Consider the following 26,147-nt stretch of genomic DNA (forward strand, 5'->3'; position numbering starts at 1 on the left):
AGCACACTGCGGCAAAGCTGTTCAGCTACCAGGCAGAGCGGCGTGGCATCGGGATTTTCAGGTCGCCGTCACCGGCGCTGCCTGCGCCGCACATCTCGTCATCCATCGACCAGTGCACCATGTGCACCGGCACGGCTGGCAAACCGTTGAGTAGACGCTGGGCATCGACCACTGAATGTACTTTCACGCGTTGCCCATGCTTGTCATCCAGAGGATGGGCATGACCTTTTACCCGTGCCTCAATGATGAAATCGCCGCCTTCGAGGGCGATCAGGTTGAGCTCTTCGACATGACCGGCCTTGGCCTCGGTGTTCAGTTGTTGAAGGTTCATGGTGATACCTCGCTACTGGAACGTTGAGCAGGCACTTCAAGTGACGGTTCATTTTTTGTACAGCATGTGTCAAAGCACAAGACAAAAACGCAACCGCCCGTCCGTTTTGCAACGGACGGGCGGTCATGTGAGGCGCTGAGCGGGTCGATCAGTGCTTGGTCAGCTTGTCCAGGTAACCCATGGCGAAGGCCGATACCACGAAGGTCATGTGGATGATCACGTACCACATCAGGTACTCGGTCTCGATGTTGCGTGCATCCATGAACACCCGCAGCAGATGGATCGAGGAGATCGCCACGATCGACGCCGCCACCTTCATCTTCAGCGAAGACGAGTCCATCTTGCCCAGCCAGTTGAGTTTTTCCTTGTCTTCGTCGATGTCCAGCTGGGAAACGAAGTTCTCGTAGCCGGAAATCATCACCATCACCAGCAGACCACCGACCAGGGCCATGTCGATCAGCGAAAGGATCACCAGGATCAGGTCAGCCTCGGCCAGCGAGAAGATATTGGGCAGTACATGGAAGATCTCCTGGAAGAACTTCAGTGCCAGCGCCAGCAGGCCCAACGACAGACCAAAATAGATCGGGGCGAGCAGCCAGCGCGAGGCATACATCGCATTTTCGATAATACGTTCCATTGAAAACTCGTCAGGTGGCAAAAAAAGCGAGCGCGAGTATAACAGCCAGCCATGACAGAAAAAGCCCGTGGCACGCTGCCACAGGGGCAGCGCCGGGCGTTGTTGCAGTGCCTGCGGATCGCCGCTTCAGGTTTCCGGGTTGAACTGGAAGTCGCCGACGTGATGGACACGCTCACCATTGATCCGGCGTAACTGGGCCTGCAGATGCACGCACCAGATCTGCGGGTCGTCGGCCACCTGATAGCCATGCAGGGTCAGGCTGTCGACAATCGCGTCGAGCACCGACTCGGCCACAAACGGCCCGTGAAAAGGCCCCTGGGCTTTGATCGCGGAAGGTTGCTCGCCAGCCATGCCGGCGGCAAATAAAAGGGTCCACATGCCGTTGTCACCGGCCAGTGGGCGAATGCTGCATTCAATGCGGGTCACCAGGCCCAGGCATTGGCGGGTGAGGCTGAGGCTGCGCGGCATGGCGACGATCCTCGGTAAACCCTGGTTTCAGCCCTGCGGGCAAGGCTGTTTCGATCCTGTAATGACTACGATCCCTGAATTGAAGAATAGAAGAAATCCGCTGCCGCGTGGAAAAACCGGCGCCCAGCGGTCATGGCCGCTGCGGCGCCGATAATTTGACTCAGGACGATTTCACCTGAGCCAGGGCTTGCTCGGCATGCTCTTTCTCCGCCTCCTTGAGCTCCTCCTCGCTGATCATCTCGGCAATCACCCGCAGGCGCTCTACCACGCGGGCGTTGACGCTGCCCTCGGGGAATTCGCCTTCGGCATCCGGCTCACCGGCCGGTTCGCCGACCAGCAGGCTCAACGCCTCGTCGGCCTGGCTGACCGCATAGACGTGGAACATGCCTGCGCGCACCGCCTGCAACACCCGCTCGTCGAGCATCAGCGTGGCGACGTTGGCACGCGGAATGATCGCGCCCTGCTCGCCCGTCAGCCCGCGGGCTTCGCACAGGCGGAAGAAGCCTTCGATTTTCTCGTTGACCCCGCCAACCGCCTGCACCTCGCCGAACTGGTTGATCGAACCGGTGATGGCAAAGCACTGCTTGAGCGGGGTTTTCGACAGCGCCGAGATCAGCGTACAGGCCTCGCCCAGCGACGCACTGTCACCGTCCACGTAACCGTAGGACTGCTCCAGGGCAATACTCGCGGAAATCGCCAGGGGAAATTCCTGGGCATAACGACTGCCCAGGTACCCGGTGAGGATCATCACGCCTTTGGAGTGAATCGGCTGGCCGAGGTTGACCTCACGCTCGATATCGACAATACCGCTGCCGCCGGGATAAACCGTGGCGGAGATGCGCGCGGGGATACCAAAGGCCGAATCGCCGACTTCCAGCACGGTCAGGCCGTTGCACTTGCCGACCGCAGCGCCTTCGGTGTCGATGAGGATGATCCCCGCCAGCATGTCGTCGAGGATGCGCTGCGAGACCCGGCCGGTGCGAGTCGCCTTGGCCTTGAGCGCCCGTTCGATATGACCGGCATCGGTCATCTCGTCGTTGGCCAGGTGACGAATGAAATCCGCCTCGCTGACCAGCTGGAACAGGTCGCCAATGCGCGCCGACAAACGCCCCTGATGTTCAGCCAGGCGCGCACTGTAGGTCGCCAGACGCGCCACCGCATCGGCGCTCAGCGGTGCCATGCCCTCCTCGCTGGTGCGGGTCTTGAGCAACTGGGCGAACTGCTCCAGGCTCTCGTCGACCATGGGGATGTCTTCGTCGAAGTCCACCAGCACCCGGAACATTTCCTGGAAGTCCGGATCGTGGTCCTGCAAGGCGTAGTACAGCTGGCGCGAGCCGATGATCACCACCTTGATGTTCAGCGGCAGCATCTGCGGATTCAGCGTGACGGTGGCCAGGCGGCCATATTCACCGAGCGGCGACTCCATTTTCAGCTTGCGTGATTGCAGGGCGCGCTTGAGCGCATCCCAGACAAACGGCTCACCGAGCATCTTCTCCGCTTCGAGGATCAGGAAGCCGCCATTGGCCCGGTGCAGAGCGCCGGGGCGCAGCTGGCGGTAGGTGGTGTAGAGCGCGCCCTGGTCGGTGCTGTATTCGATCCGGCCAAACAGGTTGTCGTAGGTCGGGTGCGGCTCGAACACCACCGGAGCGCCACCACTGACGTGATGACCGACAACCAGGCTTGGTGCGTATTGCTCTTCCAGCAGCTTGCGCGCCTGGGCGTCAGTCTTGCTGTCATCGACCAGTTGCTCGACCACGGTACGCAGCAGATAAACCTGCATGCCCTGCAGGTAGGCACACACGGCAGCATTCTCCGCGTACTTTTCAGACAGCGGCGCAAGCAAAGGCTGGAGCGCCAGAGTGATGGTTTCTTCGTTCAGTTGGCGCAGCTGATTGTTCGATTCGCGCTTCCACTGCGGCAGGCTGGCCAGCTCTTCATTGAGGCGCTCTTCAAGGGCGGCGATATCTTCATGGAAGCGCTCGCGCTCGGCCTCGGGCAACTGGGCGAATTCCGCCTCGTCGAGCGCCTTGCCATCGGCCATCGGCGTGAAGGCGACGTTGCTGCTGTCGCGGTACAGGGCCACGTCCTTTTCCAGCGAAGCGCGCTCGATGACATCCAGGGCACGGTCATAGCGCTGATTGAAGGCGCGGTCGATGGCGCTTTTCTTCTGCTGATAGGACGGGTGCTCGAACACCGCCGGGAAGGTGGCCAGCAGGTTGTCGATCAGACCGCCGATATCGCTGATGAACGCCCCGGCGCTGCCCGGCGGCAGTTCCAGGGCGCGCGGCTCGCGCGGCTCGTCGAAATTGTTGACGTAAACCCAGTCCGACGGCGTTTGCAGGCGCTTGCCTTCGGCCTTGAGGTAACGTTTGACGAACGAGAATCGCCCGGTGCCGGGCTCACCCATGACAAACACGTTGTAACCGGGACGGGGCATGGCGACGCCGAACTGCAAGGCTTCGACAGCACGTTCCTGGCCAAGCACACCGCGAAAAGGCTCCAGATCATTGGTGGTGGAAAAGGCGAACTGTTCGGCGGAAAACGGCCGGGTCAAGGCTTCTGGCGCAAGACGCAGGCTCGCAGCGACAGGATCGGGCATCGGGCTTCCTTACTTCGGCGGGGCAGATGACGGCATTCTGGCGCCGCCTGCCCGCGCCTTGCAAGGCTCATCGGCACAATATGTCGCAGGGCCGAAAACCCGCGCCAGATCAACCTTCCTCAGCAATTTTTCGCAATAAATCACGGAACCCTTAGATCGTGCCTAAACTCCATTACTGCGCGGCTGGGTAAACAACCGACCCGCCCCTGGCAACTCTGCTGACAGACATGCCAGATAACCCTGACCTTTGGTATCGACGACTAGAAAGAGAACAAAGCTATGAAACGGATTCTTCTGGGTACTCTGTTCACCGCGGTTTCCCTCAACGCCATGGCCCAGGCCCCTGGTGGACCGGACTGCGGCTGGGGCAACATGCTGTTCGAGGGCCAGCGCGGCACACCGGCCCACTTCCTCGCCTCCACCACCAACGGTACATCCGGCAACGCTACGTTCGGCATGACCTCGGGCACCAACGGCTGCTCGACCAACGCGGCACTGACCTATGGCGGTAAATCCTGGTTCGCCATGAATGGCATGATGAACGAGCTCTCCGAAGACATGGCCAAAGGTCAGGGCGAAGCGCTGACCACCTACGCCGTGGTACTTGGCGTCGCTCCGGAAGACCGTGCGCACTTTGCCGCCGTCACCCACCAGCACTTCCAGGAAATCTTCAAGACTGCGGATGTGACCGCCGAAGACGTTCACAGCAACACCCTGGCGGTACTCAAAAGCGATCCACGCCTGGCCAAATACGCGACCCAGGCTTAAGCTCGGCCCACCCGCCCCAGGCCGGGGCGGGTTGTTTCCTGCCTCTATCGGCATCATTCAGACGTAGTTGCCCGACATGCTCAAACGCCTTGCCTACCTGGCGCTCTGTGCCTGCGCCCCGCTGCAAGCTGCTCCCTCGTTCGATGACACGCGCCTTGCGCAACTGGCCGCCGACCGTTACTGGATTTCCCTGGGCCACTACGAGACCGCCAAGCTCGGCGGCTGGCGCAGCTATGTCGATGACCGGCGCTTCTTCCTCGCCGAGGACGGTGCCCACCATCCCGACCAGGAGCTGCGTGCCACGCTGCAGGCCCTGTATGCACCGGCCAGTCTGGGCGACAAACATGCGCAATGTGTATTCCCGGCACGCACCCGCTGGCTGCGCGAACAATTGCAGCTCGATGACCTGCCGGCGCCGGACTGCAAGGAATACACCCAGTGGTACAAGGACGTTTCACCGCACAGTGCGGTAATGATCTTCCCTGCCGCCTACCTCAACAGCCCCTCGTCGATGTTCGGCCACACCCTGCTGCGCATCGACCAGGCCGACGTGCAGAGCAACGAGACCGCCCTGCTCAGCTACGCGATCAATTTCGGCGCCTACATCGAAGGCAACGACAACAGCATCCTCTACGCCTGGAAAGGCCTGATGGGCGGCTATCCGGGACTGTTCGCACTGGTGCCGTACCAGGAAAAGCTCTCCGAGTACCGCAGCCTGGAAAACCGCGACCTGTGGGAATACCGGCTTAACCTGACGCCAGAAGAAACCGGGCGCATGGTCGAACATGTCTGGGAGCTCAAGCAGATCCAGTTCGACTACTTCTTCTTCGACGAAAACTGCTCCTACCGGCTGCTCGAATTGCTTCAGGTCGCCCGCCCGGGCCTGGACTTGACCTCACAGTTCCCCCTGACCGCGATTCCCACCGACACGGTCAAGGCGGTCAAGCAGTCGGGCCTGGTGGAACGCATCGACTATCGGCCGTCGCGCGAGCGCGAACTGCTGGAGCGCGCCAAGCCGCTGGACGCCGGGGAGCAACAACAAGTGCTGGCGGTCAGTGCAGATACGGCGCACCTGCAAAGCGCCGAATTCACCGCCCTGCCGCGCGAGCGCCAGGCGCTGATCCAGGATGCTGCATACCGCCTCGAACGCTATCGCGCCAACGGTCAGGAGCGCGACCCGGCACGCACCCAACGCAGCTTCGAGCTGCTGCGGGCGATCAACCGCAACCCGGCGCCAGAACTGGATATCGAACGCCCGGGCCTGCCTGAAGATGGCCATCAGTCACGTACCTGGCAGCTTGGCGCGGGTACCCGCGAAGACCGCGCCTTTGCCGAATACGGCCTGCGCATGGCCTACCACGATCTCAACGACAACGCCTATGGCTTCCCCCTCGGCGCACAGATCGAGATCCTTCAGCTCAAGGTGCGCCAGTATGAAAACAACGACTGGCAGGTCCAGCGCCTGGACCTGGCCACCATCCGCTCGCTGACGCCGCGCAACGACCTGCTGCAACCCTGGTCGTGGCAGGTGACCGGCGGCCTTGAGCGGGTGCTGGGCAAGCATGACGATGAAGTGCTGGTCAGCCACGTCAATGGCGGTGCGGGCGGCACCTGGCAACTGGCCGACGAAATGCTTGGCTTTGCCCTGGGTACGGTGCGGGTCGAACACAACAACGACTTTGCCGAATTCATTGCTCCGGCTGCCGGCTTCAACACCGGCCTGCTGTGGCGCAATCCGTTGGGCAACCTGAGTGTCGAGGCGAAGGCCGATTACTTCACCAATGGCGAAGTGCGCCGTAGCCTGAGCCTGAACCAGCAGTGGGAGCTGTCCCGTGACCTGGGTTTGCGCCTGAGTGCCAAGCGTGAATTCAGTCAGCTGGCGACGGCGCAGAACGAGGTGATGCTGGAGGTGAAGTGGTACCACTATTGATCCCATCGCGGGGCACTGTGGGAGCGGGCTTGCCCCGCGATAGCTTCACAGCGTTTTGACGCATCACCGACAACTGCTCACCTAGACTTATCCATAGATTGCGGAGAGTCCGGACATGCAGCGGTGTGGGTGGTTGTTGGGCGTAATAATGGTACTTGCAGGTTGCCAGACAACCCACGAACAATTGATCAACCAAGGCTATCCACCCGCCTATGCCGATGGCTTCCAGGACGGCTGCAGCAGCGGCCGCCAGGCTGCCGGGGTAATGGCCGGAGACTTTCGCAAGGACGTGCCGCGCTACCTGCACAACCGCCAGTACGAAACCGGCTGGGACGACGGTTTCCGCCAGTGCCATGCCATGCAGGAAAACCAGGACTTGCAGGACTACCGTGCGCGTCATTGGGATGAACGCGACGAACAGTGGCAGGAAGAGAAAGACCGCGATGCGGCACGCGCCTACCGACGTAAATAGGTCGCGAACGGACAACCCCGACACCTCTTGATCTGTCAGCATGGTCTCTATGCACAGGAGGCCATCATGAGCCGAGCATTCGTCAATGAAGACCAGGCTGCCGCCCAGGCCGACCAGCCGGTGGAGCGCAAGATCAGCGAACAGCCCAACTACGTCACCGCCCAGGGCCTGGCCCAGTTGCAACAACGGCTAGTTGAGCTGCACGCCCTGCACAGCGACTTGCAGGCCCAGGGCGAACACGCCGACAAGCAACGCCGGGCCGACACAGAGCGCGACCTGCGCTACTTCACTGCCCGCGTACAGAGTGCCCAGGTCGTTGCCAAGGCGAGCGCATCGGACAAGGTGCAGATTGGCAGCCGGGTGATTTTTATCGATGAACAGAACCAGCAGCACCAGGTGCAGTTGGTCGGTGAAGATCAGGCCGATGCTGGCAAGGGCCTGATCAACTGGGGCTCACCACTGGGCCGGGCACTGCTGGGAGCTGCGCCCGGTGACGAGGTACTGTGGCGACGACCGGCAGGGGATCTGTCGATCGAGATCGTCGCCATCGAGCCTGAGGTTTAGACCACGCCCTGGGCCAGCATGGCGTCGGCAACCTTGACGAAGCCGGCGATGTTGGCGCCTTTGACGTAGTTGATCCGGCCGTTTTCCTCGCCATAGTGCACACAGGCGTGGTGGATCGACTGCATGATGTTGTGCAGCTTGCTGTCCACTTCGCCAGCGGTCCACAGCAGGCGCATGGCGTTCTGCGACATTTCCAGACCGCTCACCGCAACACCACCGGCGTTGGAGGCCTTGCCCGGAGCGAACAGGATGCCCGCCTCGATAAAGATATCCACAGCGTCGAGGGTGGTCGGCATGTTCGCGCCTTCAGCCACGCAGATGCAGCCGTTGCGCAGCAGGGTGCGAGCGTCTTCGCCATTCAGTTCGTTCTGGGTGGCGCACGGCAGGGCGATATCGCATGGCAGGTTCCATGGCGTCTGACCCTTGCGGAACTCCAGGCCGAAACGCTCGGCCAGCTCGCTGATGCGGCCGCGCTTGACGTTCTTCAGCTCCATCAGCGCATCCCACTGCTCGTCGGTCATGCCGGCTTCGCAGAACAGGGTGCCTTCGGAGTCGGACAGCGAGATGACCTTGCCGCCCAGGTCCATGACCTTGCGCGCGGCGTACTGGGCAACGTTGCCGGAACCGGAGATCGCCACGCGGCGACCGTCGATGCGCAGGTCCTGACGCTTGAGCATCTCTTCGGCGAAGTATACGCAACCGTAGCCGGTCGCTTCCGGACGGATCAGGCTGCCACCGTAGGTCATGCCCTTGCCGGTCAGCACCGAGGTGAACTGGTTGGCCAGACGCTTGTACTGGCCGAACATGAAGCCGATCTCGCGAGCGCCGACACCGATGTCACCGGCTGGCACATCCAGATCCGCGCCGATGTGGCGGTACAGCTCGCTCATGAAGGCCTGGCAGAAGCGCATGACTTCGGCATCGCTCTTGCCCTTCGGATCGAAGTCCGAGCCACCTTTGCCGCCGCCCATGGGCAGCGAGGTCAGGGAGTTCTTGAACACTTGCTCGAAGGCCAGGAACTTCAGTACGCCGAGGTTCACCGAGGGGTGGAAACGCAGGCCGCCCTTGTACGGGCCGATGGCGCTGCTCATCTGGATACGGTAGCCGCGGTTGACCTGGACCTTGCCCGCGTCATCAACCCACGACACACGGAACAGGATTGCCCGCTCAGGCTCGACCATGCGCTCAAGAATGCCGGCCTGAAGGTAATGCGGATTGGCCTCAAGGAATGGCCAGAGACTGCGCAGCACTTCTTCGACTGCCTGGTGGAACTCAGGCTGGGCAGGGTCGCGCTGTTTCAGGCGCGCAAGGAAATCTTCGACGGATTCGATCATAGACACTTCACCAGATAGAGATTTGGACTTATTGGTTTTTTTCCAGACTCTACCAAGAACCAGTCGCACCGGAACAGAGCGATATGTCGTTTTTATGAAATTAAATGGTGCATTTGTATAAGTGTATACATTCGCCGGACAAGCCCGCTCCCACAGCCCCGCAAAAAAAAAACGGGGCCCGAAGGCCCCGTTTCAGTGCAAAACCCGAAGGGTTATGCCAGTTTTTTGTGCCGTACCCGGTGTGGCTGGGCAGCAGCTTCGCCGAGACGCTTCTTGCGATCGGCTTCGTACTCGGTGTAGTTGCCTTCGAAGAACACCGCTTGCGAATCATCTTCGTAAGCCAGGATGTGGGTCGCCACACGGTCCAGGAACCAGCGATCGTGAGAGATCACAATGGCGGCGCCCGGGAAGTCCAGCAGGGCTTCTTCCAGCGAACGCAGGGTTTCTACGTCGAGGTCGTTGGACGGTTCGTCGAGCAGCAGGACGTTGGCGCCCTCTTTCAGGGTCAGGGCCAGGTGCAGACGGCCACGCTCACCACCGGAGAGGTCCTTGACGAACTTCTGCTGATCGCCGCCCTTGAAGTTGAAGCGACCGACGTAGGTCCGCGACGGGATCTCGTAGGTGCCGATACGCAGTTGGTCGGAACCGTCGGAGATCTGCTGGAACACGGTCTTGTTGCCGTCCAGGTCTTCGCGGCTCTGGTCAACGCAGGCCAGTTGCACGGTTTCACCGATCTCGATGCTGCCCGAGTCCGGCTGTTCCTTGCCCATGAGCATGCGGAACAAGGTCGATTTACCGGCACCGTTACCGCCGATCACACCGACGATGGCGCCTTTCGGCATGCTGAACGACAGGTTGTCGATCAGTACGCGGTCGCCATAGCCTTTGGTGACGTTCTTGAATTCGATGACCTTGTCGCCCAGGCGCGGACCGGCCGGGATGTAGATCTCGTTGGTTTCGCTGCGCTTCTGGAATTCCTGCGACTGCATTTCTTCGAAGCGTTGCAGACGGGCCTTGGACTTGGACTGACGAGCCTTGGCGCCTTTGCGCACCCACTCCAGCTCTTCCTTCATGGCCTTTTCGTGGGCCGACTGCTGCTTGGATTCCTGGGCCAGACGATCAGACTTGGCTTCCAGCCAACCCGAATAGTTGCCTTCGTACGGAATACCGGCGCCGCGGTCGAGCTCGAGGATCCAGCCGGCGACGTTGTCGAGGAAGTAACGGTCGTGGGTAATCGCTACCACGGTGCCCGGGAAGTCGTGGAGGAAGTGCTCCAGCCAGGCGACGGAATCGGCATCCAGGTGGTTGGTCGGTTCGTCGAGCAGCAGCATGTCGGGGGCCGACAGCAGCAGACGGCACAGCGCCACACGGCGCTTTTCACCACCGGACAGGTGTTCGACCTTGGCCTCCCAGGCCGGCAGGCGCAGGGCATCTGCCGCGACTTCCAGCTGGCGCTCGAGGTTGTGGCCGTCGCTGGCCTGCAGGATGGCTTCAAGCTTGGCCTGTTCGGCGGCCAGCTTGTCGAAGTCGGCATCGGGCTCGGCGTAAGCGGCGTAGACCTCGTCCAGACGCGCCTGGGCGTCCTTGATCACGCTGACCGCTTCCTCGACCACTTCACGGACGGTCTTGCTCGGGTCCAGCTGCGGTTCCTGTGGCAGGTAACCGATGTTCAGGTCCGGCATCGGACGGGCTTCGCCGTCGAACTCTTTGTCGACGCCAGCCATGATCTTGAGCAGGGTGGATTTACCCGAGCCGTTCAGGCCGAGCACGCCGATCTTGGCGCCGGGGAAAAACGACAGGGAGATGTTCTTCAAGATTTCCCGCTTCGGCGGGACAACTTTGCCCAGCCGATGCATGGTGTAGACGTATTGAGCCATGGAAAAACCTAGCGTCAGAGACGAAAAAATGAGCGCGAAACAGATGAAGGGAGCCGCAGCCCCCAGGAAAGGGCCAAAGCTACCGCAATGCGCCTTGTTGGGCAAACCGCCGACGAACAGGGCTGGCACTTTGCCACATTTGCGGGCATGCTAGCCGCCCTTCGGGCGTCAGGCTTATAGTGCGTGACCAGAGTAGCCGCCAGGGACCGTGGCGCTTGCAAGCCAGCAGCTCTAAACCTGCCATCCAGCCATACCGCAGGATCATCGCTTGACCAATCTCACTCAGCCGACATCCCTGCGCACGCCGTCCAGCGCACCCGGCTCTGCATTACGCGGTTCTCTGAAAAGCGCGCTGGCCCTGCTGGTCCTGCTGTTGCTCGGCTTGCTGCTCTGGCAACTGGTCGACCAGTACCGCCACACCCAGGCCGACCAGTACCAGCACAGCCTTGACGCCAGCGCCGAACTGGCCGATCACATGGCCCTGAGCATGTCGCTCAAGGCGCAGGTGGCCCACAACATTGTCCAGCCTTACCGTTCGTCGCCAAGCCCTGCGCAACTGCCGGACATCCTCGCGAAACTGCAGGCCCGACTGCCGGCCTTGCAGAGCCTGGTGTGGATCGATTCCCAAGGCAAGGTGCTCAGCGACAGCCTCGGCGCCACCCCGGATCGTCATGTTGTGGACGAGCTGCTGCGGCTCAACCAGGGTCACGACCATTACTACAGCAACAGCGCGGACAATCGTCTGATCTACCTGTTGCTGCGCCAGCCGGGCGACACCCCGGGTTACTGGCTGCTGCGCCTGGGCCCGGCCTACTACAGCGAGCTGACTTCACACCTGGACCGCCCCAATCACCCGTTGTGGCTCCTGGAAAACAGCCGCACCGGCGAGATCATCAATCGCCATCAACCGGCGCCGGGCAGTGACGAACCGCTGCAAAGCGTAATGCTCGCGTTCCTCGACAACAGTACCTGGCAACTACGCGGCCTGTTCGATGCAGGACTGGCCCGCGAACAACTGCTGCCGGCACTGATCGGCAAGTGTCTGCTCGGCCTGTTCTGCGCCCTGCTGCCCTTGCTTGCCTTGATCAATATGCGTCGCCGGCACCGCATGCTGCAGGAAAGCCGTCGGCGCTATCACGATATTTTCGAAGGCACTGGCGTTGCCCTGTGCGTACTCGACCTCTCCGGCTTGCCTGTGCAGCTGGAGCGTCATCGTCTGCGCAGCCGCCAGGCCTTGCAGCAACGCCTGGCCTTTGACCGGGCACTGCGGCGGGTCTTGCTGCAGGAACTCAAGGTCACCGAGGTCAACCAGGTGGCCCTGCAACTGCTGGGGGTCAACTGCTGCGATGCCGCCTGGAACTGTCTGGTCGAAGGCACGCAAGCCGGTATCGAAGGCATTGGCGTGCAACTGGTTGAAGCGGTGCTGGACAACCAGCAGCAGCTGGAACTGGAAGTCCACCTGCCGAACGCCGACGGCCAGGACCTGCACCTCTGGCTGATGGTGAAATTCCCCGAGCAGCGCCGCGACTATGAAGCGGTGATCCTCAGCATCAGCGACATCACCAGCCGCAAGCAGGTCGAGCTGTCGTTGCTCGAGCGCGAAAGCTTCTGGTCGGACGTCGTGCGTACGGTGCCTGACCAGTTGTACGTGCAAGATGTGCAAAGCAAGCAGATGATCTTCAGCAACCGCAACCTCGGCCAGACCCTCGGTTACGACCGTAGCCAGCTGGCACAGATGGGCGAACGCTTCTGGGAGATCCTCCTGCACCCGGACGATGCCCAGCTGTATTGGCGAGTTCGCCAGCAATTGCTCGACACCGGCGGTGTCGAGCAATTGCATTGCCAACTGCGTTTCCGTCATTACGATCAACGCTGGCGGCGCTTCGACATTCGTGAGCAAGCCCTGACCCGCGATGGCAACGGCGTTGTCACCCGCATCATCGGCGTTGGCAAGGACGTGACCGACCAGATCGAGGCCAGCGAGTCGCTGCGCGACAGTGAACAGCGTTATCGCATGCTCGCCGAAAGCATCAGCGATGTGATCTTCTCCACCGACAACCAGTTGCAGCTCAACTATGTCAGCCCATCGGTACAGGCTGTGCTGGGCTATGAGGTCGACTGGATCTTCGACAACGGCTGGCATTCGACCATCGCCAACCCGGCGCAATTGACCGGCATCTATGCCCTGGTCGAACGGGTCAACCGGGCCTTGAATGACCCTGAGCAACTGGAGCAACTGCGCACTCAATTGCCCAACCAGCTGTTCCTGTTCGATTGCCTGCGCGCCGATGGCCGCAAGATTCCGATCGAATTGCGCCTGGTGCTGGTCTGGGACGATCAGGAGCGTTTCGAAGGGATCCTCGGGGTCGGCCGCGACATCAGCCAGCAGCGCCGCGCCGAGAAAGACCTGCGCATGGCCGCCACGGTATTCGAACACTCGACATCGGCGATCCTGATCACCGACCCGGCCGGCTATATCGTCCAGGCCAACGAAGCGTTCAGCCGGGTCAGCGGCCATGCCGTGGCCGATGTGCTCGATCAATTGCCGAGCATGCTGACGGTGGACGAACACCAGGAAGCGCACCTGCGCTATGTGCTCAAGCAGCTCAACCAGCGTGGCACCTGGGAAGGTGAAGTGTGGCTCAAGCGTCGCAATGGCGAGCATTACCCGGCCTGGGTCGGCATCACCGCAGTGCTCGACGACGAAGGCGACCTGGCCAGCTACGTGTGCTTCTTCACCGACATCAGCGAACGCAAAGCCAGTGAGCAGCGCATTCACCGCCTGGCTTATTACGACGCCCTGACCCACCTGCCCAACCGCACCCTGTTCCAGGACCGTCTGCACACGGCCCTGCAGCAGGCTGACCGGCAAAAAGCCTGGGTGGTGTTGATGTTCCTCGACCTCGACCGCTTCAAGCCGATCAACGACTCCCTCGGCCATGCCGCTGGCGATCGCATGCTCAAGGACATGGCCGAGCGCCTGCTCGACTGTGTCGATGATGATGACACCGTGGCGCGTATGGGCGGTGACGAGTTCACCCTGTTGCTGCAACCGCGGGCGACCCGGGAAACGGCCCTGAACCGCGCCATCAACGTTGCCGAGCAGATCCTCGGCAGCCTGGTACGACCGTTCGTCCTGGAAAACCGCGAGTTCTTCGTCACCGCCAGTATCGGCATCGCTCTGAGCCCGCAGGACGGCAGCGAGCTCAGCCAGTTGATGAAGAACGCCGACACGGCCATGTACCACGCCAAGGAGCGTGGCAAGAACAACTTCCAGTTCTACCAGGCCGACATGAACGCCAGCGCCCTCGAGCGCCTGGAGCTGGAAAGCGACCTGCGCCATGCCCTGGAGCAGAACGAATTCATTCTTTATTACCAGCCGCAGTTCAGCGGTGACGGCAAGCGCCTGACCGGTGCCGAGGCCCTGCTGCGCTGGCGTCATCCGCGCCGCGGGCTGGTGCCGCCGGGCGATTTCATTCCGGTGATCGAAGAGCTGGGACTGGTCGTGGATGTCGGCGACTGGGTACTCAAGGAAGCCTGCCGCCAGCTCAAGGTCTGGCATCAGGACAAGGTGCAGGTGCCCAAGGTCTCGGTGAACATCTCGGCGCGGCAGTTCTCCGACGGCCAGCTCGGCACGCGGATTGCCACCATCCTCAAGGACACTGGCTTGCCACCGGCATGCCTGGAGCTGGAGCTGACCGAAAGTATCCTGATGCGTGAAGTCAACGAGGCGATGGTGATCCTCGACAGCCTGAAAAAGCTCGGCCTGAGCATTGCGGTCGATGACTTCGGTACCGGCTACTCGTCACTCAACTACCTCAAACAGTTCCCTATCGATGTACTGAAGATCGACCGCACCTTCGTCGACGGTTTGCCCGAAGGCGAGCAGGACGCGCAGATCGCCCGGGCAATCATCGCCATGGCCCACAGCCTGAACCTGGCGGTGATTGCTGAAGGCGTGGAAACCCACGAGCAGCTGGAGTTTCTGCGCGAGCACGATTGCGACGAAGTGCAGGGTTACCTGTTCGGGCGGCCGATGCCGGCCAACCAGTTCGAAGCGCAGTTCAGCAACGAAACGCTGTTCATGTTCGAGTAGGTTTGCAGCTTGTCGCTCATGAGCCCCATTTGTCTGCGACATGATGCCCTTTCATATGCCAGACAAAAGCTGATGAGGTAGAATGCCCGCCTATTTCAGCACGATCCTTGAGGACCGCCATGTTCAGCCGTGATTTGACCATTGCCAAGTACGACGCCGATCTTTTTGCCGCCATGGAGCAAGAAGCTCAGCGCCAGGAAGAGCACATCGAGCTGATTGCTTCGGAAAACTACACCAGCCCGGCAGTCATGGAAGCCCAGGGCTCGGTTCTGACCAACAAATACGCCGAAGGCTACCCAGGCAAGCGTTACTACGGCGGCTGCGAATACGTCGACGTGGTCGAGCAACTGGCCATCGACCGTGCCAAGGAACTGTTCGGCGCCGATTACGCCAACGTCCAGCCACACGCCGGTTCGCAAGCCAACGCCGCTGTCTACCTGGCCCTGCTGTCGGCCGGTGACACCATCCTGGGCATGAGCCTGGCCCACGGTGGTCACCTGACCCACGGTGCCAACGTCAGCTCTTCGGGCAAACTGTACAACGCTGTGCAGTACGGCATCGACGCCAACGGCCTGATCGACTACGACGAAGTCGAGCGTCTGGCCGTCGAGCACAAGCCGAAGATGATCGTTGCCGGTTTCTCTGCCTACTCGCAGATTCTGGACTTCCCGCGCTTCCGCGAAATCGCTGACAAGGTCGGTGCCTACCTGTTCGTCGACATGGCCCACGTTGCCGGTCTGGTCGCTGCAGGCGTGTACCCGAACCCGGTACCATTCGCCGACGTCGTCACCACCACTACCCACAAGACTCTGCGCGGTCCACGTGGCGGCCTGATCCTGGCCCGTGCCAACGCCGACATCGAGAAGAAGCTGAACTCCGCAGTCTTCCCGGGCGCCCAGGGCGGCCCGCTGGAGCACGTTATCGCCGCCAAGGCGATCTGCTTCAAGGAAGCGCTGCAGCCTGAGTTCAAAGCCTACCAGCAGCAGGTCGTGAAAAACGCCCAGGCCATGGCTGGCGTGTTCATCGAGCGCGGTTTCGACGTGGTTTCCGGTGGTACTCAGAACCACCTGTTCCTGCTGTCGCTGATCAAGCAAGAGATCTCCGGTAAAGATGCTGACGCTGCCCTGGGCAAAGCCTTCATCACCGTCAACAAGAACTCGGTACCGAACGACCCACGCTCCCCGTTCGTCACCTCCGGCCTGCGCTTCGGTACTCCGGCTGTGACCACTCGTGGCTTCAAAGAGGCTGAGTGTAAAGAACTGGCCGGCTGGATCTGCGACATCCTGGCTGACCTGAACAACGAAGCGGTGATCGACGCCGTTCGTGAGAAGGTCAAGGCTATCTGCGCCAAGCTGCCGGTATACGGCAAGTAATCGCAGTTACCTGATGTGAAAAAGCCCGGCTCTTGAGCCGGGCTTTTTTGTGCCTGCTGTAGGAGCGGATTTATCCGCTCCTACAAACGCTCGAACCCTTCGCGAATCTTCGCCTCCGGCAAATCATCGGCAATAAACACCATCACGCTCTCACGCGTCTCCCCTTCTGCCCACTCGGTATCCCAGTCAAAACCATAGAGTTTCAGTACCCCCTGGAACACCAGGCGGCGATCCTCACCCGCAATGCTGAGCACACCCTTGTAACGCAGCAGCTGCTTGCCATGGTCTTCCAGCAACTGGTTCATGAAGTCGCTGAGCCGGTCGATATCCAGCGGCGTGTCGGTGCGCAGCACCAGGCTGGAGATGCGATCCGGCGTGGCCGGTTGGCTGACCGGACGCAGGCTCAGGCCGCCGCCGAGATCGGCATTGAGGTTGAAACCTCGCACATCAAGCAGTTCGGCCAGATCGATACGGCCGTGCTCGACCACCCGGATCGGTGCGCGACGGTTGATGCGCCCCAGCCGATCGCTCAACGCCTTGAAGCTGTCAGCATCGACCAGGTCAGTCTTGCTCACCAGCAGGCGGTCGGCAAAGCCTACCTGCGCCTGGGCGATCGCCTGGGTCAGGTGCTGCTCGGCGTGGGCGGCATCGACCAGGGTGATGATGCCGTCGAGGATGTAGCGCTCGCGCAGTTCCTCGTCGATGAAGAAGGTTTGCGCCACCGGCGCCGGATCAGCCAAACCGGTGCACTCGATCACCAGGCGGTCGAAGGCGATTTCGCCGGCGTCCAGACGTTCCAGCAGCAGGAACAAGGCTTTGGTCAGGTCGGTGTGGATGCTGCAGCAAACGCAGCCGTTGGCCAGGGTCATGACCTGCACCGGTTCATCGCCAAGCAACTGGGTATCAATGCCGGCGTCACTGAATTCGTTTTCGATCACAGCGATCTTCAGGCCATGTTCGGCCTTGAGCAGATGGCGCAGCAAGGTGGTCTTGCCGGCCCCCAGAAAACCGCTGAGTACTGTTACCGGAATGGGCGCGTGCAAACGGAAAATCTCCTGAACTGAAAATGACTGTGGGAGCACGGCAAGCCGGGCTCCCACAGGTTCAACTGCCGTCAGTAGCTGTCATTCAACAGCACTTGGGCCCGGACTTGCCACCGTAACGCGCCTCTTGGCGTTCGCGGAAGAACGCCTCGTAGCTCATCACCGGTTTGTCCGGGTGCTTGGTCTGCATATGCTCGACGTAGTTGTCGTAGTCGGGCATGCCGACCATCAGGCGGGCTGCCTGCCCCAGGTACTTACCCAGTCGACCGAGATCGTTGAACATCACTGCATTCCTCTTGGGTTACGCATCTGGCAGTGCCTGGAACGGAGACTCTTTGTCAGTCCGTTCTTTTTTACCCAGGGCGGCAATACCGACCTTGAGGGCGAAGAACAGGATGCTGAAGACCACGAACAGGAACAGGATCGTCAGGCCAGCGTTGGTATAGGCGTTGAAGATCACGTGCTGCATCTGGCCGATATCCTTGGCCGGTGCCAGTACCTGCCCGGCATCGAGCGCCACGCTGTACTTGTTGGCCAGCGCCAGGAAACCGACCGCCGGGTTCGGATCGAACAGCTTGATGAAGCCGGCGGTGGTGGTGCAGATCAGCAGCCATACAGCTGGCAGCAGCGTGACCCACATGTAGCGCTGGCGCTTCATCTTGATCAGGACCACGGTACCGAGCATCAGCGCGATGCCGGCGAGCATCTGGTTGGAGATGCCGAACAGCGGCCACAAGGTGTTGATACCGCCCAACGGATCGATCACACCCTGGTACAACAGGTAGCCCCAGAGCGCTACGCAACCGCCAGTAGCGAGCAGGTTGGCACCCCACGATTCGGTACGTTTGAGCGCCGGTACGAAGCTGCCGAGCAAATCCTGGAGCATGAAGCGACCGGCACGGGTACCGGCGTCCACTGCGGTGAGGATGAACAGCGCCTCGAACAGGATCGCGAAGTGGTACCAGAAGGCCATGGTGTTTTCACCCGGCAGGACCTGGTGCAGGATCTGCGCGATACCCACCGCCAGGGTCGGCGCACCACCGGCACGGGCGAGGATGGTGTGCTCGCCAATGTCCTTGGCCACCGCTTCCAGCGCGTCAGGGGTGATCGCAAAGCCCCAGCTGCTGACTGTCTGCGCCACCGACACAACGTCGGCACCGACCACTGCGGCCGGGCTGTTCATGGCGAAGTACACGCCTGGCTCGATCACCGAAGCGGCAACCATGGCCATGATCGCCACGAACGACTCCATCAGCATGCCGCCGTAACCGATGTAACGGGCGTTGGTTTCGTTATCCAGCAGCTTGGGCGTGGTGCCCGAGGAGATCAGCGCGTGGAAGCCCGACACCGCGCCACAGGCGATGGTGATGAACAGGAACGGGAACAGGGTGCCTTTCCATACCGGGCCGGTGCCGTCGGTGAACTGGGTCAGCGCCGGCATTTTCAGCTCGGGGGCGATGATCAGGATACCGATGGCCAGGCCAACGATGGTGCCGATCTTGAGAAAGGTCGACAGGTAGTCACGTGGTGCCAGCACCAGCCACACCGGCAGTACGGCAGCGACAAAACCGTAACCCACTAGCATCCAGGTGATCTGCACACCGGTGAAGGTGAATGCCGGGCCCCAGACCGGATCAGCGGCAACCTGGCCCCCCAGCCAGATCGACAGCAACAACAGCACCACGCCGATCAGCGAGATCTCGCCGATGCGGCCCGGGCGGATGTAGCGCATATAGATGCCCATGAACATCGCGATCGGGATGGTCGCCATGACCGTGAACATGCCCCATGGGCTCTCGGCCAGGGCCTTGACCACGATCAGCGCCAGCACCGCGAGAATGATGATCATGATCAGGAAGCAGCCGAACAGGGCAATGGTGCCCGGAATCCGGCCCATTTCTTCGCGGACCATGTCACCCAGCGAGCGACCGTTGCGGCGGGTGGACAGGAACAGGACCATGAAGTCCTGCACCGCACCGGCCAGCACCACGCCGGCAATCAGCCAGAGCGTGCCGGGCAGGTAGCCCATCTGCGCGGCCAGGACCGGACCGACCAATGGGCCGGCGCCAGCGATGGCGGCAAAGTGGTGACCGAAAAGGATGTGTTTGTTGGTCGGTACATAGTCCAGACCATCGTTGTTGAGCACCGCCGGGGTAGCCCGACGTGGGTCCAGCTGCATCACCTTGGTGGCGATGAACAGGCTGTAGTAGCGGTAGGCGACCAGGTAAATGGCCACCGAAGCGACGACGATCCACAAGGCGTTGATGGCCTCGCCACGACGCAGGGCGACCACACCCAGCGCACAGGCTCCTATGACTGCCAGCGCCAGCCACGGAATGTGGCGTAGCAGGCTATTATTGTTGTTCATGGTTTGCTTCCAGCTAGTGGATAAAAGACAGCCTTTCGAGTCTAGCGATCCTGACAGGAAAGACCACCCCCCACGTTGGTCTAGAGCCTTCAACGCGGGTTGAACAAAACTCGTTATGCGCCCTTGCGCGGACCTTGGCAAGTGCTGAGCTATAGTCAGGAAGAACCCCGGAGTGCCTGAACATGAGCGACCACCAAGAACGTCGACGTTTCCAGCGTGTTGCCTTTGATAGCCCCACTGAACTGCGCCAGGGCGAGCGATGCTGGCCGGTCGAGCTGATTGACCTGTCCCTCAAGGGCTTGCTGATCAAATGCCCGGAGCCGTGGGACCCCGACCTGACCCAGGATTTCGAGGCCCTTGTCCACCTGGGGGAGCAGGTAACGTTATGGATGCAGGTGGAACTGCGCCATGAAGAAGGTAATCGACTGGGTTTTGTCTGCCTGCGCACTGATATCGACTCATCGTGTCATTTACGGCGTTTGGTGGAACTCAACCTGGCCGACAACCCCGAAATGATGCGTGAACTGCGAGAACTGATCGAAATTTAAAATAACTTAGCTTGCTACCGGATTTCCCTCTCGTTACGTTTTTGTCCACTCGGACAGCTTTTTTACCCCTCCTATCCGTTTTCACGCAGCCTTGCGAGGCCTGCGTTTGCGTGTTGGAACGATAACTGCATTCACTTAAACACCCAAATTGAGCGTCTGACTGTTCCTACGCCAATCTAAAAATTGTATACAATTGTTCTGGCTTCATAGCGTATGACTTGTCTACAGTAGCGCCACAACAATAAAACAGAGACCCCGCCTCATGAATACGTCCTCCTCTAGCACGTCTTCAGCAGCACGTCCCGAAGACGAGAACCTTGGCCTGGGTGCCAACCTGGCGTACGGCCTGCAACACGTATTGACCATGTATGGCGGCATCGTCGCCGTGCCGTTGATCCTCGGTCAGGCCGCTGGCCTGACTCCCGCGGACATTGGTCTACTGATCGCTGCGTCGCTGTTTGCCGGCGGCCTGGCAACCCTGTTGCAAACCCTCGGACTGCCGTGGTTCGGTTGCCAGCTGCCGCTGGTGCAAGGGGTCTCGTTTGCCGGTGTCGCGACCATGGGCGCGATCCTCAGCAGTGAAGGCGGTGGCGGTTTGCCCGGAGTATTGGGTGCAGTCATGGCCGCGTCGTTCATCGGTTTCCTGATCACCCCGGTGTTCTCGCGAATTACCAAATACTTCCCGCCACTGGTGACCGGTATCGTCATCACCACCATCGGCCTGACCTTGATGCCCGTTGCTGCGCGTTGGGTCATGGGCGGTAACAGCAAGGCCCCGGATTTCGGCAGCATGGCCAACATCGGCCTGGCCGCGCTGACCTTCGTTATCGTGCTGGTGCTAAGCAAGCTCGGCAGCGCCACCATCTCGCGCCTGTCGATCCTGCTGGCCATGGTCATCGGTACCCTCATCGCCTGGTCGCTGGGCATGGCTGACTTCAGCAAGGTGCTTGAAGGCCCGCTGGTGGCAATGCCAAGCCCGTTCCACTTCGGTATGCCGACCTTCCACATCGCTGCGATCCTGTCGATGTGCATCGTGATCATGGTGACCCTGGTGGAAACCTCGGCCGACATCCTCGCCGTCGGTGAAATCATCGACACCAAGGTTGACTCCAAACGCCTGGGCAATGGCCTGCGCGCTGACATGGCGTCGAGCATCCTGGCGCCGATCTTCGGCTCCTTCACCCAGAGCGCCTTCGCCCAGAACGTCGGCCTGGTCGCCGTGACCGGGGTGAAAAGCCGCTACGTCGTAGCGACCGGCGGGGTGATCCTGGTGGTGCTCGGCCTGCTGCCGATCATGGGCCGGGTGATTGCCGCAGTACCGACCTCGGTACTCGGTGGTGCCGGTATCGTGCTGTTCGGCACCGTGGCCGCCAGCGGTATCCGTACCCTGTCCAAGGTCAGCTACAAGAACAACGTCAACCTGATCATCGTCGCCGCCTCGCTGGGCTTCGGCATGATCCCGATTGCCGCACCGAACTTCTATGCGCAATTCCCCAACTGGTTCGAGACCATCTTCCACTCCGGCATCAGCTCGGCAGCGATCATGGCCATTGTCCTGAACCTGGTGTTCAACCACTTCACCGTGGGTAACTCCGATCAGCAATCGGTGTTTGCCGCAGCCTACGAACGTACCATCCACTACTCGGATATCTCCGCCCTGCGTGACGGCGACTACTTCGAAGACGGCAAGCTGTTCAATGCCGAAGGCAAGGAGGTTCCGGTGATGGGCGAAGGTGAACACGGCGAGCCTCCGGCACGACGAGAGGCCGTTTCGGAGCATTGATCAACGCTACGCAACAAAAAGGCCGGTGCATGTGCACCGGCCTTTTTTATTTACGCTGCAAGTAGAAGCTAAACCGGTGGGAGCGGGCTTGCCCCGCGATTACGGTGTGTCAGTCGAGTCACAATCGCCGGGCAAGCCCGCTCCCACAGATTGTTACTCGAACAACGCATCCAGCGCTTGCTCCAGACGGGTGACCGCAATCACCTGCAAACCTGGTGGCGCTTCCTTGGGCGCATTGCCTTTGGGCACGATGGCGCGTTTGAAGCCATGCTTGGCCGCTTCTTTCAGACGCTCCTGGCCGCTGGGCACCGGACGCACCTCACCCGACAGGCCGACTTCGCCGAATACCAGCAGGCTGTTATCCAGCGGACGGTTGCGCAAGCTGGACATGATCGCCGCCATCAACGCCAGGTCGGACGCGGTCTCCAGCACCTTGACCCCACCGACCACGTTGAGGAAGACATCCTGGTCATGGGTCGGAATACCGCCATGGCGATGCAGCACCGCCAGGAGCATGGCCAGGCGGTTCTGGTCCAGGCCCAGAGTGACCCGGCGCGGGTTCGACAGGTGACTGTCATCGACCAGCGCCTGGACTTCCACCAGCATCGGCCGGGTGCCCTCCCAAGTGGCCATGACCACACTGCCGGGAACCTCTTCCTGCGCGCGGGTGAGGAAGATCGCCGACGGGTTGGAGACCTCCTTCAAACCGCGATCGGTCATGCCGAACACGCCCAGTTCATTGACCGCACCGAAACGGTTCTTCACCGCTCGCAGCAAACGCAGGCGGCCGTCGGATTCGCCTTCGAAATACAGCACGGTATCGACCATGTGCTCCAGCACGCGCGGGCCTGCCAGCGCACCTTCCTTGGTGACATGACCGACGAGGAAGATCGCCGTGCCGCTTTGCTTGGCGTAACGCACCAGCAACGCGGCGCTCTCACGCACCTGGGAGACACCGCCAGGCGCCGACTGCAACTGCTCGGTGAAAATGGTCTGGATCGAATCGATCACCATGACCTTGGGCTTTTCCACCCGGGCAGTGGCGATGATTGCCTCGATGCAGGTTTCGGTCATTACCCGCAACTGATCCTGGGGCAATCCCAGGCGCCGGGCACGCATCGCCACCTGCTGCTGGGATTCTTCGCCGGTGACATACAGTGCGGGCATGCGCGTAGCGATGGCGCACAGGGTTTGCAGGAGAATGGTCGACTTGCCGATACCCGGGTCGCCACCGATCAGTACCACCGAACCGTCAACCAGGCCACCGCCCAATACCCGGTCCAGCTCGGCGCTGGCGGTGCTGAAGCGCGGGATCTCTTCGACGCTGACCTCGGCCAGGGTCTTGATCTGCGCCTGCTGCCCGGCCCAGCCGGTGCGGCCACTGGGCGCCGCTGCAGCGCCGCTTTCCAGCACGGTCTCGACCAGGGTGTTCCAGGCCCCGCACTCACCGCACTGGCCGGCCCATTTCGGAAAGGTCGCGCCGCACTCAGTGCAGCCGTACATGCGCTTGGCCTTGGCCATGGGGGACGGTCCTCGGAAAAGGGACCATGATAGCCGACCTGCGTGACCTGGGCGGCCACATAAAACGACAAAACTATTCGATATAACTGCAGTCTGTAGCAGCAGCGCGGAGCATGAAGCGTGTAGCTGAATTACACTGCGTTTACCAAACTCATCTGTTACAAGGAATAAACCATGGGCGTGCTCAGTGAATTCAAGGCCTTTGCGGTCAAAGGGAATGTGGTCGACATGGCCGTCGGTATCATCATCGGCGCCGCCTTTGGCAAAATCGTTTCATCCTTTGTGGGTGATGTGATCATGCCACCAATCGGCTTGCTGATCGGCGGTGTCGACTTCAGTGATCTTGCCGTCACCCTCAAAGCTGCCGAAGGCGATATCCCGGCAGTGGTGCTGGCCTATGGCAAATTCATCCAGACCATTCTCGACTTCATCATTGTCGCCTTCGCGATCTTCATGGGCGTCAAGGCGATCAACCGCCTGAAACGCGAAGAAGCCGAAGCGCCAAGCCTGCCACCGGTACCGACCAAGGAAGAGGAGCTGCTTACCGAGATCCGCGACCTGCTCAAGTCGCAGAATCGGCAGCCCTGAATCCGTCCCGGGGCCGCTATGCGGCCCATCGCAGGCTGTCGCCAGCTCCTACCAGTAGTTTTCTACCGCTACCTGCCCGGGGCGGCGGCTCAGGCTCAGGTTCAGGCCACGCTGTTTGAGCACCTGCCGGGTGTCGTCGATCATCTGCGGATTACCGCAGAGCATTACCCGCGAATGCTCCGGCGTCAGCGCCAGGCCCGCGGCGCGCTCGAGCTCTCCATTCTCGATCAGGGTGGTGATGCGCTCATTGAGTGCGCCGGGATGCGGTTCGCGTGTGACCACCGGAATGAACTGCAACTTGCCGGCAAACTCGGCCAGGTAGTCACGCTGCTCCAGACCGGCGATGAGGTCAAGATACGCCAGCTCCTTGGCTTCTCGCACCGAATACACCAGTTTGATCGACTCGAAGCGCTCCCAGACTTCAAAGTCCTGCAGGATCGAGACGAACGGTGCGATGCCGGTCCCTGTGGCCAGCAACCACAGATCACGGCCATCGACAAAACGGTCCAGGGTCAGAAAGCCAAAGGCCTGACGATCGATCAACAAGCTGTCGCCTTCCCGCAGACGACTCAGCTCGCTGGTGAACTCCCCTCCCGGCACCACAATGGAAAAGAAATCCAGGTGCTCGTCAAACGGCGACGAGACCATTGAATAAGCGCGCCAGACCACACTGCCATCGGCCTTGGTCACCCCCAGGCGGGCGAACTGACCGGAGCGGAAGCGAAATCCCTGATCACGCGTGGTGCGCAGGCTGAACAGGCTTGGGGTCAGCGGCTGGACGTCAAGCAACGTCTGGCGGGTGAACTTTTCAGCACTGGCAGTCATGACTTACTCCAAAAAACAGATGCGCCCAGTGTCGCGCAATCGCGCCAGGATAAACACCGCTGGATTGTAGTGGCATCGCCACGGCCACACTCAACGCCCGGATTTTCATATCGGCCAAAGATCCAATCTGGCGAAAAAGCGCTTGTGCTTGTAGCGAAAAAAACTCAGCAACGGAGTCAGGTATTTCCTACACTGATTTTTCATGACAGTGAAGCTTGGATCCAATCAGCAGGAGGCTATTGCCATGCCCCATTGGAAGGAAGAACAGTTGCAACAACTGCTCAATGAAACAAATCATCAACGGATGTTTGATCAGGCAGCGTCTCTGGTACAACAACTCGGCATGGAATACTTTTCATTCACCACGCACATCCACACCGCGTCCCAGCAGCCAACGCTCAAGACCTACAACAACTATCCCACAGCCTGGAACGAGCGCTATCAGCGCTGCAACTATTTGAACATCGACCCGATAGTCGCCCATTGCCATACCTCGTTGCTGCCCATTCTCTGGGACGATGACACCTTTCGACAGACACCTGAATTCTGGGAACAAGCCCGACTGCACGGGCTACGGTACGGCTGGAGCCAATCAGCACACGGCTTGCATCAAAACGAAAGCATCTTGAGCGTGGTCCGCAGCAATACACCGGTCGATACCAATGAGTTCTACAATTCGGCCGGGAACACCATCTGGCTGTGCAACGTGATGCACACACTGGTGCTGAACCGACAGTCAACCAGCCCCACTCCTTGCTTTCACCTTTCCGCCCGTGAAACCGAAGTGCTGAAGTGGTCTGCAGCTGGCAAAACCGCTGCCGAATGCGCCCGCATCCTCGCCCTGTCGCAAAGCACGGTAAACTTCCATATCCGCAGTATCATCACCAAGCTGAACACCAGCAACAAAGCCGGCGCCATTGCGATTGCTGCACTGAGCGGTCTGTTGAACTAGCCCCTTGCCAGTCAAAGCCCTGTAGAATCATGCCTCTGCAAAGCGCGGCCGACTGCGTCGCGCGACCATG

General features: G+C 60.7%; 21 protein-coding genes. 10 read left to right on the forward strand and 11 right to left on the reverse strand.

Annotated elements, in window-relative coordinates:
* Window positions 1–25: 25 nt before the first annotated feature.
* The 4 genes from AC07OF_RS14385 to AC07OF_RS14400 form a co-directional block, all read right to left on the reverse strand.
* Window positions 26–331, reverse strand: coding sequence for a DUF6482 family protein (locus AC07OF_RS14385; RefSeq protein ID WP_038614808.1), 306 nt, complete (start codon window positions 329–331; stop codon window positions 26–28).
* A gap of 148 nt (window positions 332–479) precedes the next feature.
* On the reverse strand, window positions 480–968 hold the full coding sequence (locus AC07OF_RS14390; protein WP_038614811.1) for a TIGR00645 family protein: 489 nt from the start codon (window positions 966–968) through the stop codon (window positions 480–482).
* 126 nt (window positions 969–1,094) lie between these two features.
* Window positions 1,095–1,436: a PA4575 family protein gene (locus tag AC07OF_RS14395; protein WP_038614813.1), complete on the reverse strand. Its 342-nt coding sequence runs from the start codon at window positions 1,434–1,436 to the stop codon at window positions 1,095–1,097.
* A 160-nt stretch (window positions 1,437–1,596) separates the two neighbouring features.
* Window positions 1,597–4,035, reverse strand: a complete 2,439-nt coding sequence (locus tag AC07OF_RS14400; RefSeq protein ID WP_157194295.1) for a Lon protease family protein — start codon at window positions 4,033–4,035, stop codon at window positions 1,597–1,599.
* Between the two features lie 279 nt (window positions 4,036–4,314).
* Here AC07OF_RS14400 and AC07OF_RS14405 point away from each other — a divergent pair, with 279 nt between their 5' ends.
* From AC07OF_RS14405 to AC07OF_RS14420, 4 genes are all read left to right on the forward strand, one after another.
* Window positions 4,315–4,803 (forward strand): DUF3015 domain-containing protein, encoded by a 489-nt coding sequence (locus AC07OF_RS14405; protein ID WP_157194296.1) that lies wholly within the window; start codon window positions 4,315–4,317, stop codon window positions 4,801–4,803.
* 76 nt (window positions 4,804–4,879) lie between these two features.
* Window positions 4,880–6,733 (forward strand): Lnb N-terminal periplasmic domain-containing protein, encoded by a 1,854-nt coding sequence (locus tag AC07OF_RS14410; protein WP_495073030.1) that lies wholly within the window; start codon window positions 4,880–4,882, stop codon window positions 6,731–6,733.
* A 115-nt stretch (window positions 6,734–6,848) separates the two neighbouring features.
* Window positions 6,849–7,205 carry a hypothetical protein gene (locus AC07OF_RS14415; RefSeq protein WP_157194298.1) on the forward strand — a complete coding sequence of 119 codons (357 nt, stop codon included), beginning with the start codon at window positions 6,849–6,851 and terminating at the stop codon, window positions 7,203–7,205.
* A 66-nt stretch (window positions 7,206–7,271) separates the two neighbouring features.
* Window positions 7,272–7,769: a GreA/GreB family elongation factor gene (locus tag AC07OF_RS14420; RefSeq protein WP_157194299.1), complete on the forward strand. Its 498-nt coding sequence runs from the start codon at window positions 7,272–7,274 to the stop codon at window positions 7,767–7,769.
* On the opposite strand, the gene gdhA is transcribed toward AC07OF_RS14420, so the two are convergent.
* Both gdhA and ettA read right to left on the reverse strand, forming a co-directional pair.
* A complete protein-coding gene (gene gdhA / locus AC07OF_RS14425; protein WP_038614831.1) occupies window positions 7,766–9,103 on the reverse strand; it encodes an NADP-specific glutamate dehydrogenase in 1,338 nt (445 codons plus the stop codon). The two genes, AC07OF_RS14420 and gdhA, sit on opposite strands and share 4 nt — an antisense overlap.
* A 212-nt stretch (window positions 9,104–9,315) precedes the next feature.
* Window positions 9,316–10,980 (reverse strand): energy-dependent translational throttle protein EttA, encoded by a 1,665-nt coding sequence (gene ettA / locus AC07OF_RS14430; RefSeq protein WP_038614835.1) that lies wholly within the window; start codon window positions 10,978–10,980, stop codon window positions 9,316–9,318.
* A gap of 268 nt (window positions 10,981–11,248) precedes the next feature.
* On the opposite strand from ettA, the gene AC07OF_RS14435 reads away from it, so the two are divergent.
* Together AC07OF_RS14435 and glyA are read left to right on the forward strand one after the other, a co-directional pair.
* On the forward strand, window positions 11,249–15,076 hold the full coding sequence (locus AC07OF_RS14435; RefSeq protein WP_157194300.1) for a bifunctional diguanylate cyclase/phosphodiesterase: 3,828 nt from the start codon (window positions 11,249–11,251) through the stop codon (window positions 15,074–15,076).
* 119 nt (window positions 15,077–15,195) lie between these two features.
* A complete protein-coding gene (glyA, locus tag AC07OF_RS14440) occupies window positions 15,196–16,449 on the forward strand; it encodes a serine hydroxymethyltransferase (protein ID WP_038614841.1) in 1,254 nt (417 codons plus the stop codon).
* Between the two features lie 80 nt (window positions 16,450–16,529).
* Here the strand turns inward: glyA and yjiA are convergent, their stop codons facing one another.
* From yjiA to AC07OF_RS14455, 3 genes are all read right to left on the reverse strand, one after another.
* Window positions 16,530–17,492 carry a GTPase gene (gene yjiA / locus AC07OF_RS14445; RefSeq protein ID WP_157194301.1) on the reverse strand — a complete coding sequence of 321 codons (963 nt, stop codon included), beginning with the start codon at window positions 17,490–17,492 and terminating at the stop codon, window positions 16,530–16,532.
* Between the two features lie 85 nt (window positions 17,493–17,577).
* Window positions 17,578–17,775: a YbdD/YjiX family protein gene (locus AC07OF_RS14450; protein ID WP_008094130.1), complete on the reverse strand. Its 198-nt coding sequence runs from the start codon at window positions 17,773–17,775 to the stop codon at window positions 17,578–17,580.
* A gap of 18 nt (window positions 17,776–17,793) precedes the next feature.
* Window positions 17,794–19,860, reverse strand: a complete 2,067-nt coding sequence (locus AC07OF_RS14455; protein WP_038614847.1) for a carbon starvation CstA family protein — start codon at window positions 19,858–19,860, stop codon at window positions 17,794–17,796.
* Window positions 19,861–20,042: 182 nt separating this feature from the next.
* On the opposite strand from AC07OF_RS14455, the gene AC07OF_RS14460 reads away from it, so the two are divergent.
* Both AC07OF_RS14460 and AC07OF_RS14465 read left to right on the forward strand, forming a co-directional pair.
* A complete protein-coding gene (locus AC07OF_RS14460) occupies window positions 20,043–20,408 on the forward strand; it encodes a PilZ domain-containing protein (RefSeq protein ID WP_038614850.1) in 366 nt (121 codons plus the stop codon).
* A 262-nt stretch (window positions 20,409–20,670) separates the two neighbouring features.
* Entirely contained in the window at window positions 20,671–22,191 is a 1,521-nt protein-coding gene (locus AC07OF_RS14465; RefSeq protein WP_038614852.1) for a nucleobase:cation symporter-2 family protein, read from the forward strand.
* Between the two features lie 153 nt (window positions 22,192–22,344).
* Here AC07OF_RS14465 and radA read toward each other — a convergent pair whose 3' ends face one another.
* On the reverse strand, window positions 22,345–23,712 hold the full coding sequence (gene radA, locus AC07OF_RS14470) for a DNA repair protein RadA (RefSeq protein WP_038614855.1): 1,368 nt from the start codon (window positions 23,710–23,712) through the stop codon (window positions 22,345–22,347).
* 174 nt (window positions 23,713–23,886) lie between these two features.
* Here radA and mscL point away from each other — a divergent pair, with 174 nt between their 5' ends.
* Entirely contained in the window at window positions 23,887–24,300 is a 414-nt protein-coding gene (mscL, locus tag AC07OF_RS14475) for a large-conductance mechanosensitive channel protein MscL (RefSeq protein ID WP_157194302.1), read from the forward strand.
* A gap of 48 nt (window positions 24,301–24,348) precedes the next feature.
* On the opposite strand, the gene AC07OF_RS14480 is transcribed toward mscL, so the two are convergent.
* Entirely contained in the window at window positions 24,349–25,125 is a 777-nt protein-coding gene (locus AC07OF_RS14480) for a ferredoxin--NADP reductase (RefSeq protein WP_157194303.1), read from the reverse strand.
* A 244-nt stretch (window positions 25,126–25,369) separates the two neighbouring features.
* On the opposite strand from AC07OF_RS14480, the gene AC07OF_RS14485 reads away from it, so the two are divergent.
* A complete protein-coding gene (locus AC07OF_RS14485) occupies window positions 25,370–26,077 on the forward strand; it encodes an autoinducer binding domain-containing protein (RefSeq protein ID WP_157194304.1) in 708 nt (235 codons plus the stop codon).
* The last annotated feature ends 70 nt before the right edge of the window (window positions 26,078–26,147 follow it).

The sequence above is a fragment of the Pseudomonas sp. GW821-FHT10B02 genome (genome assembly GCF_059415665.1).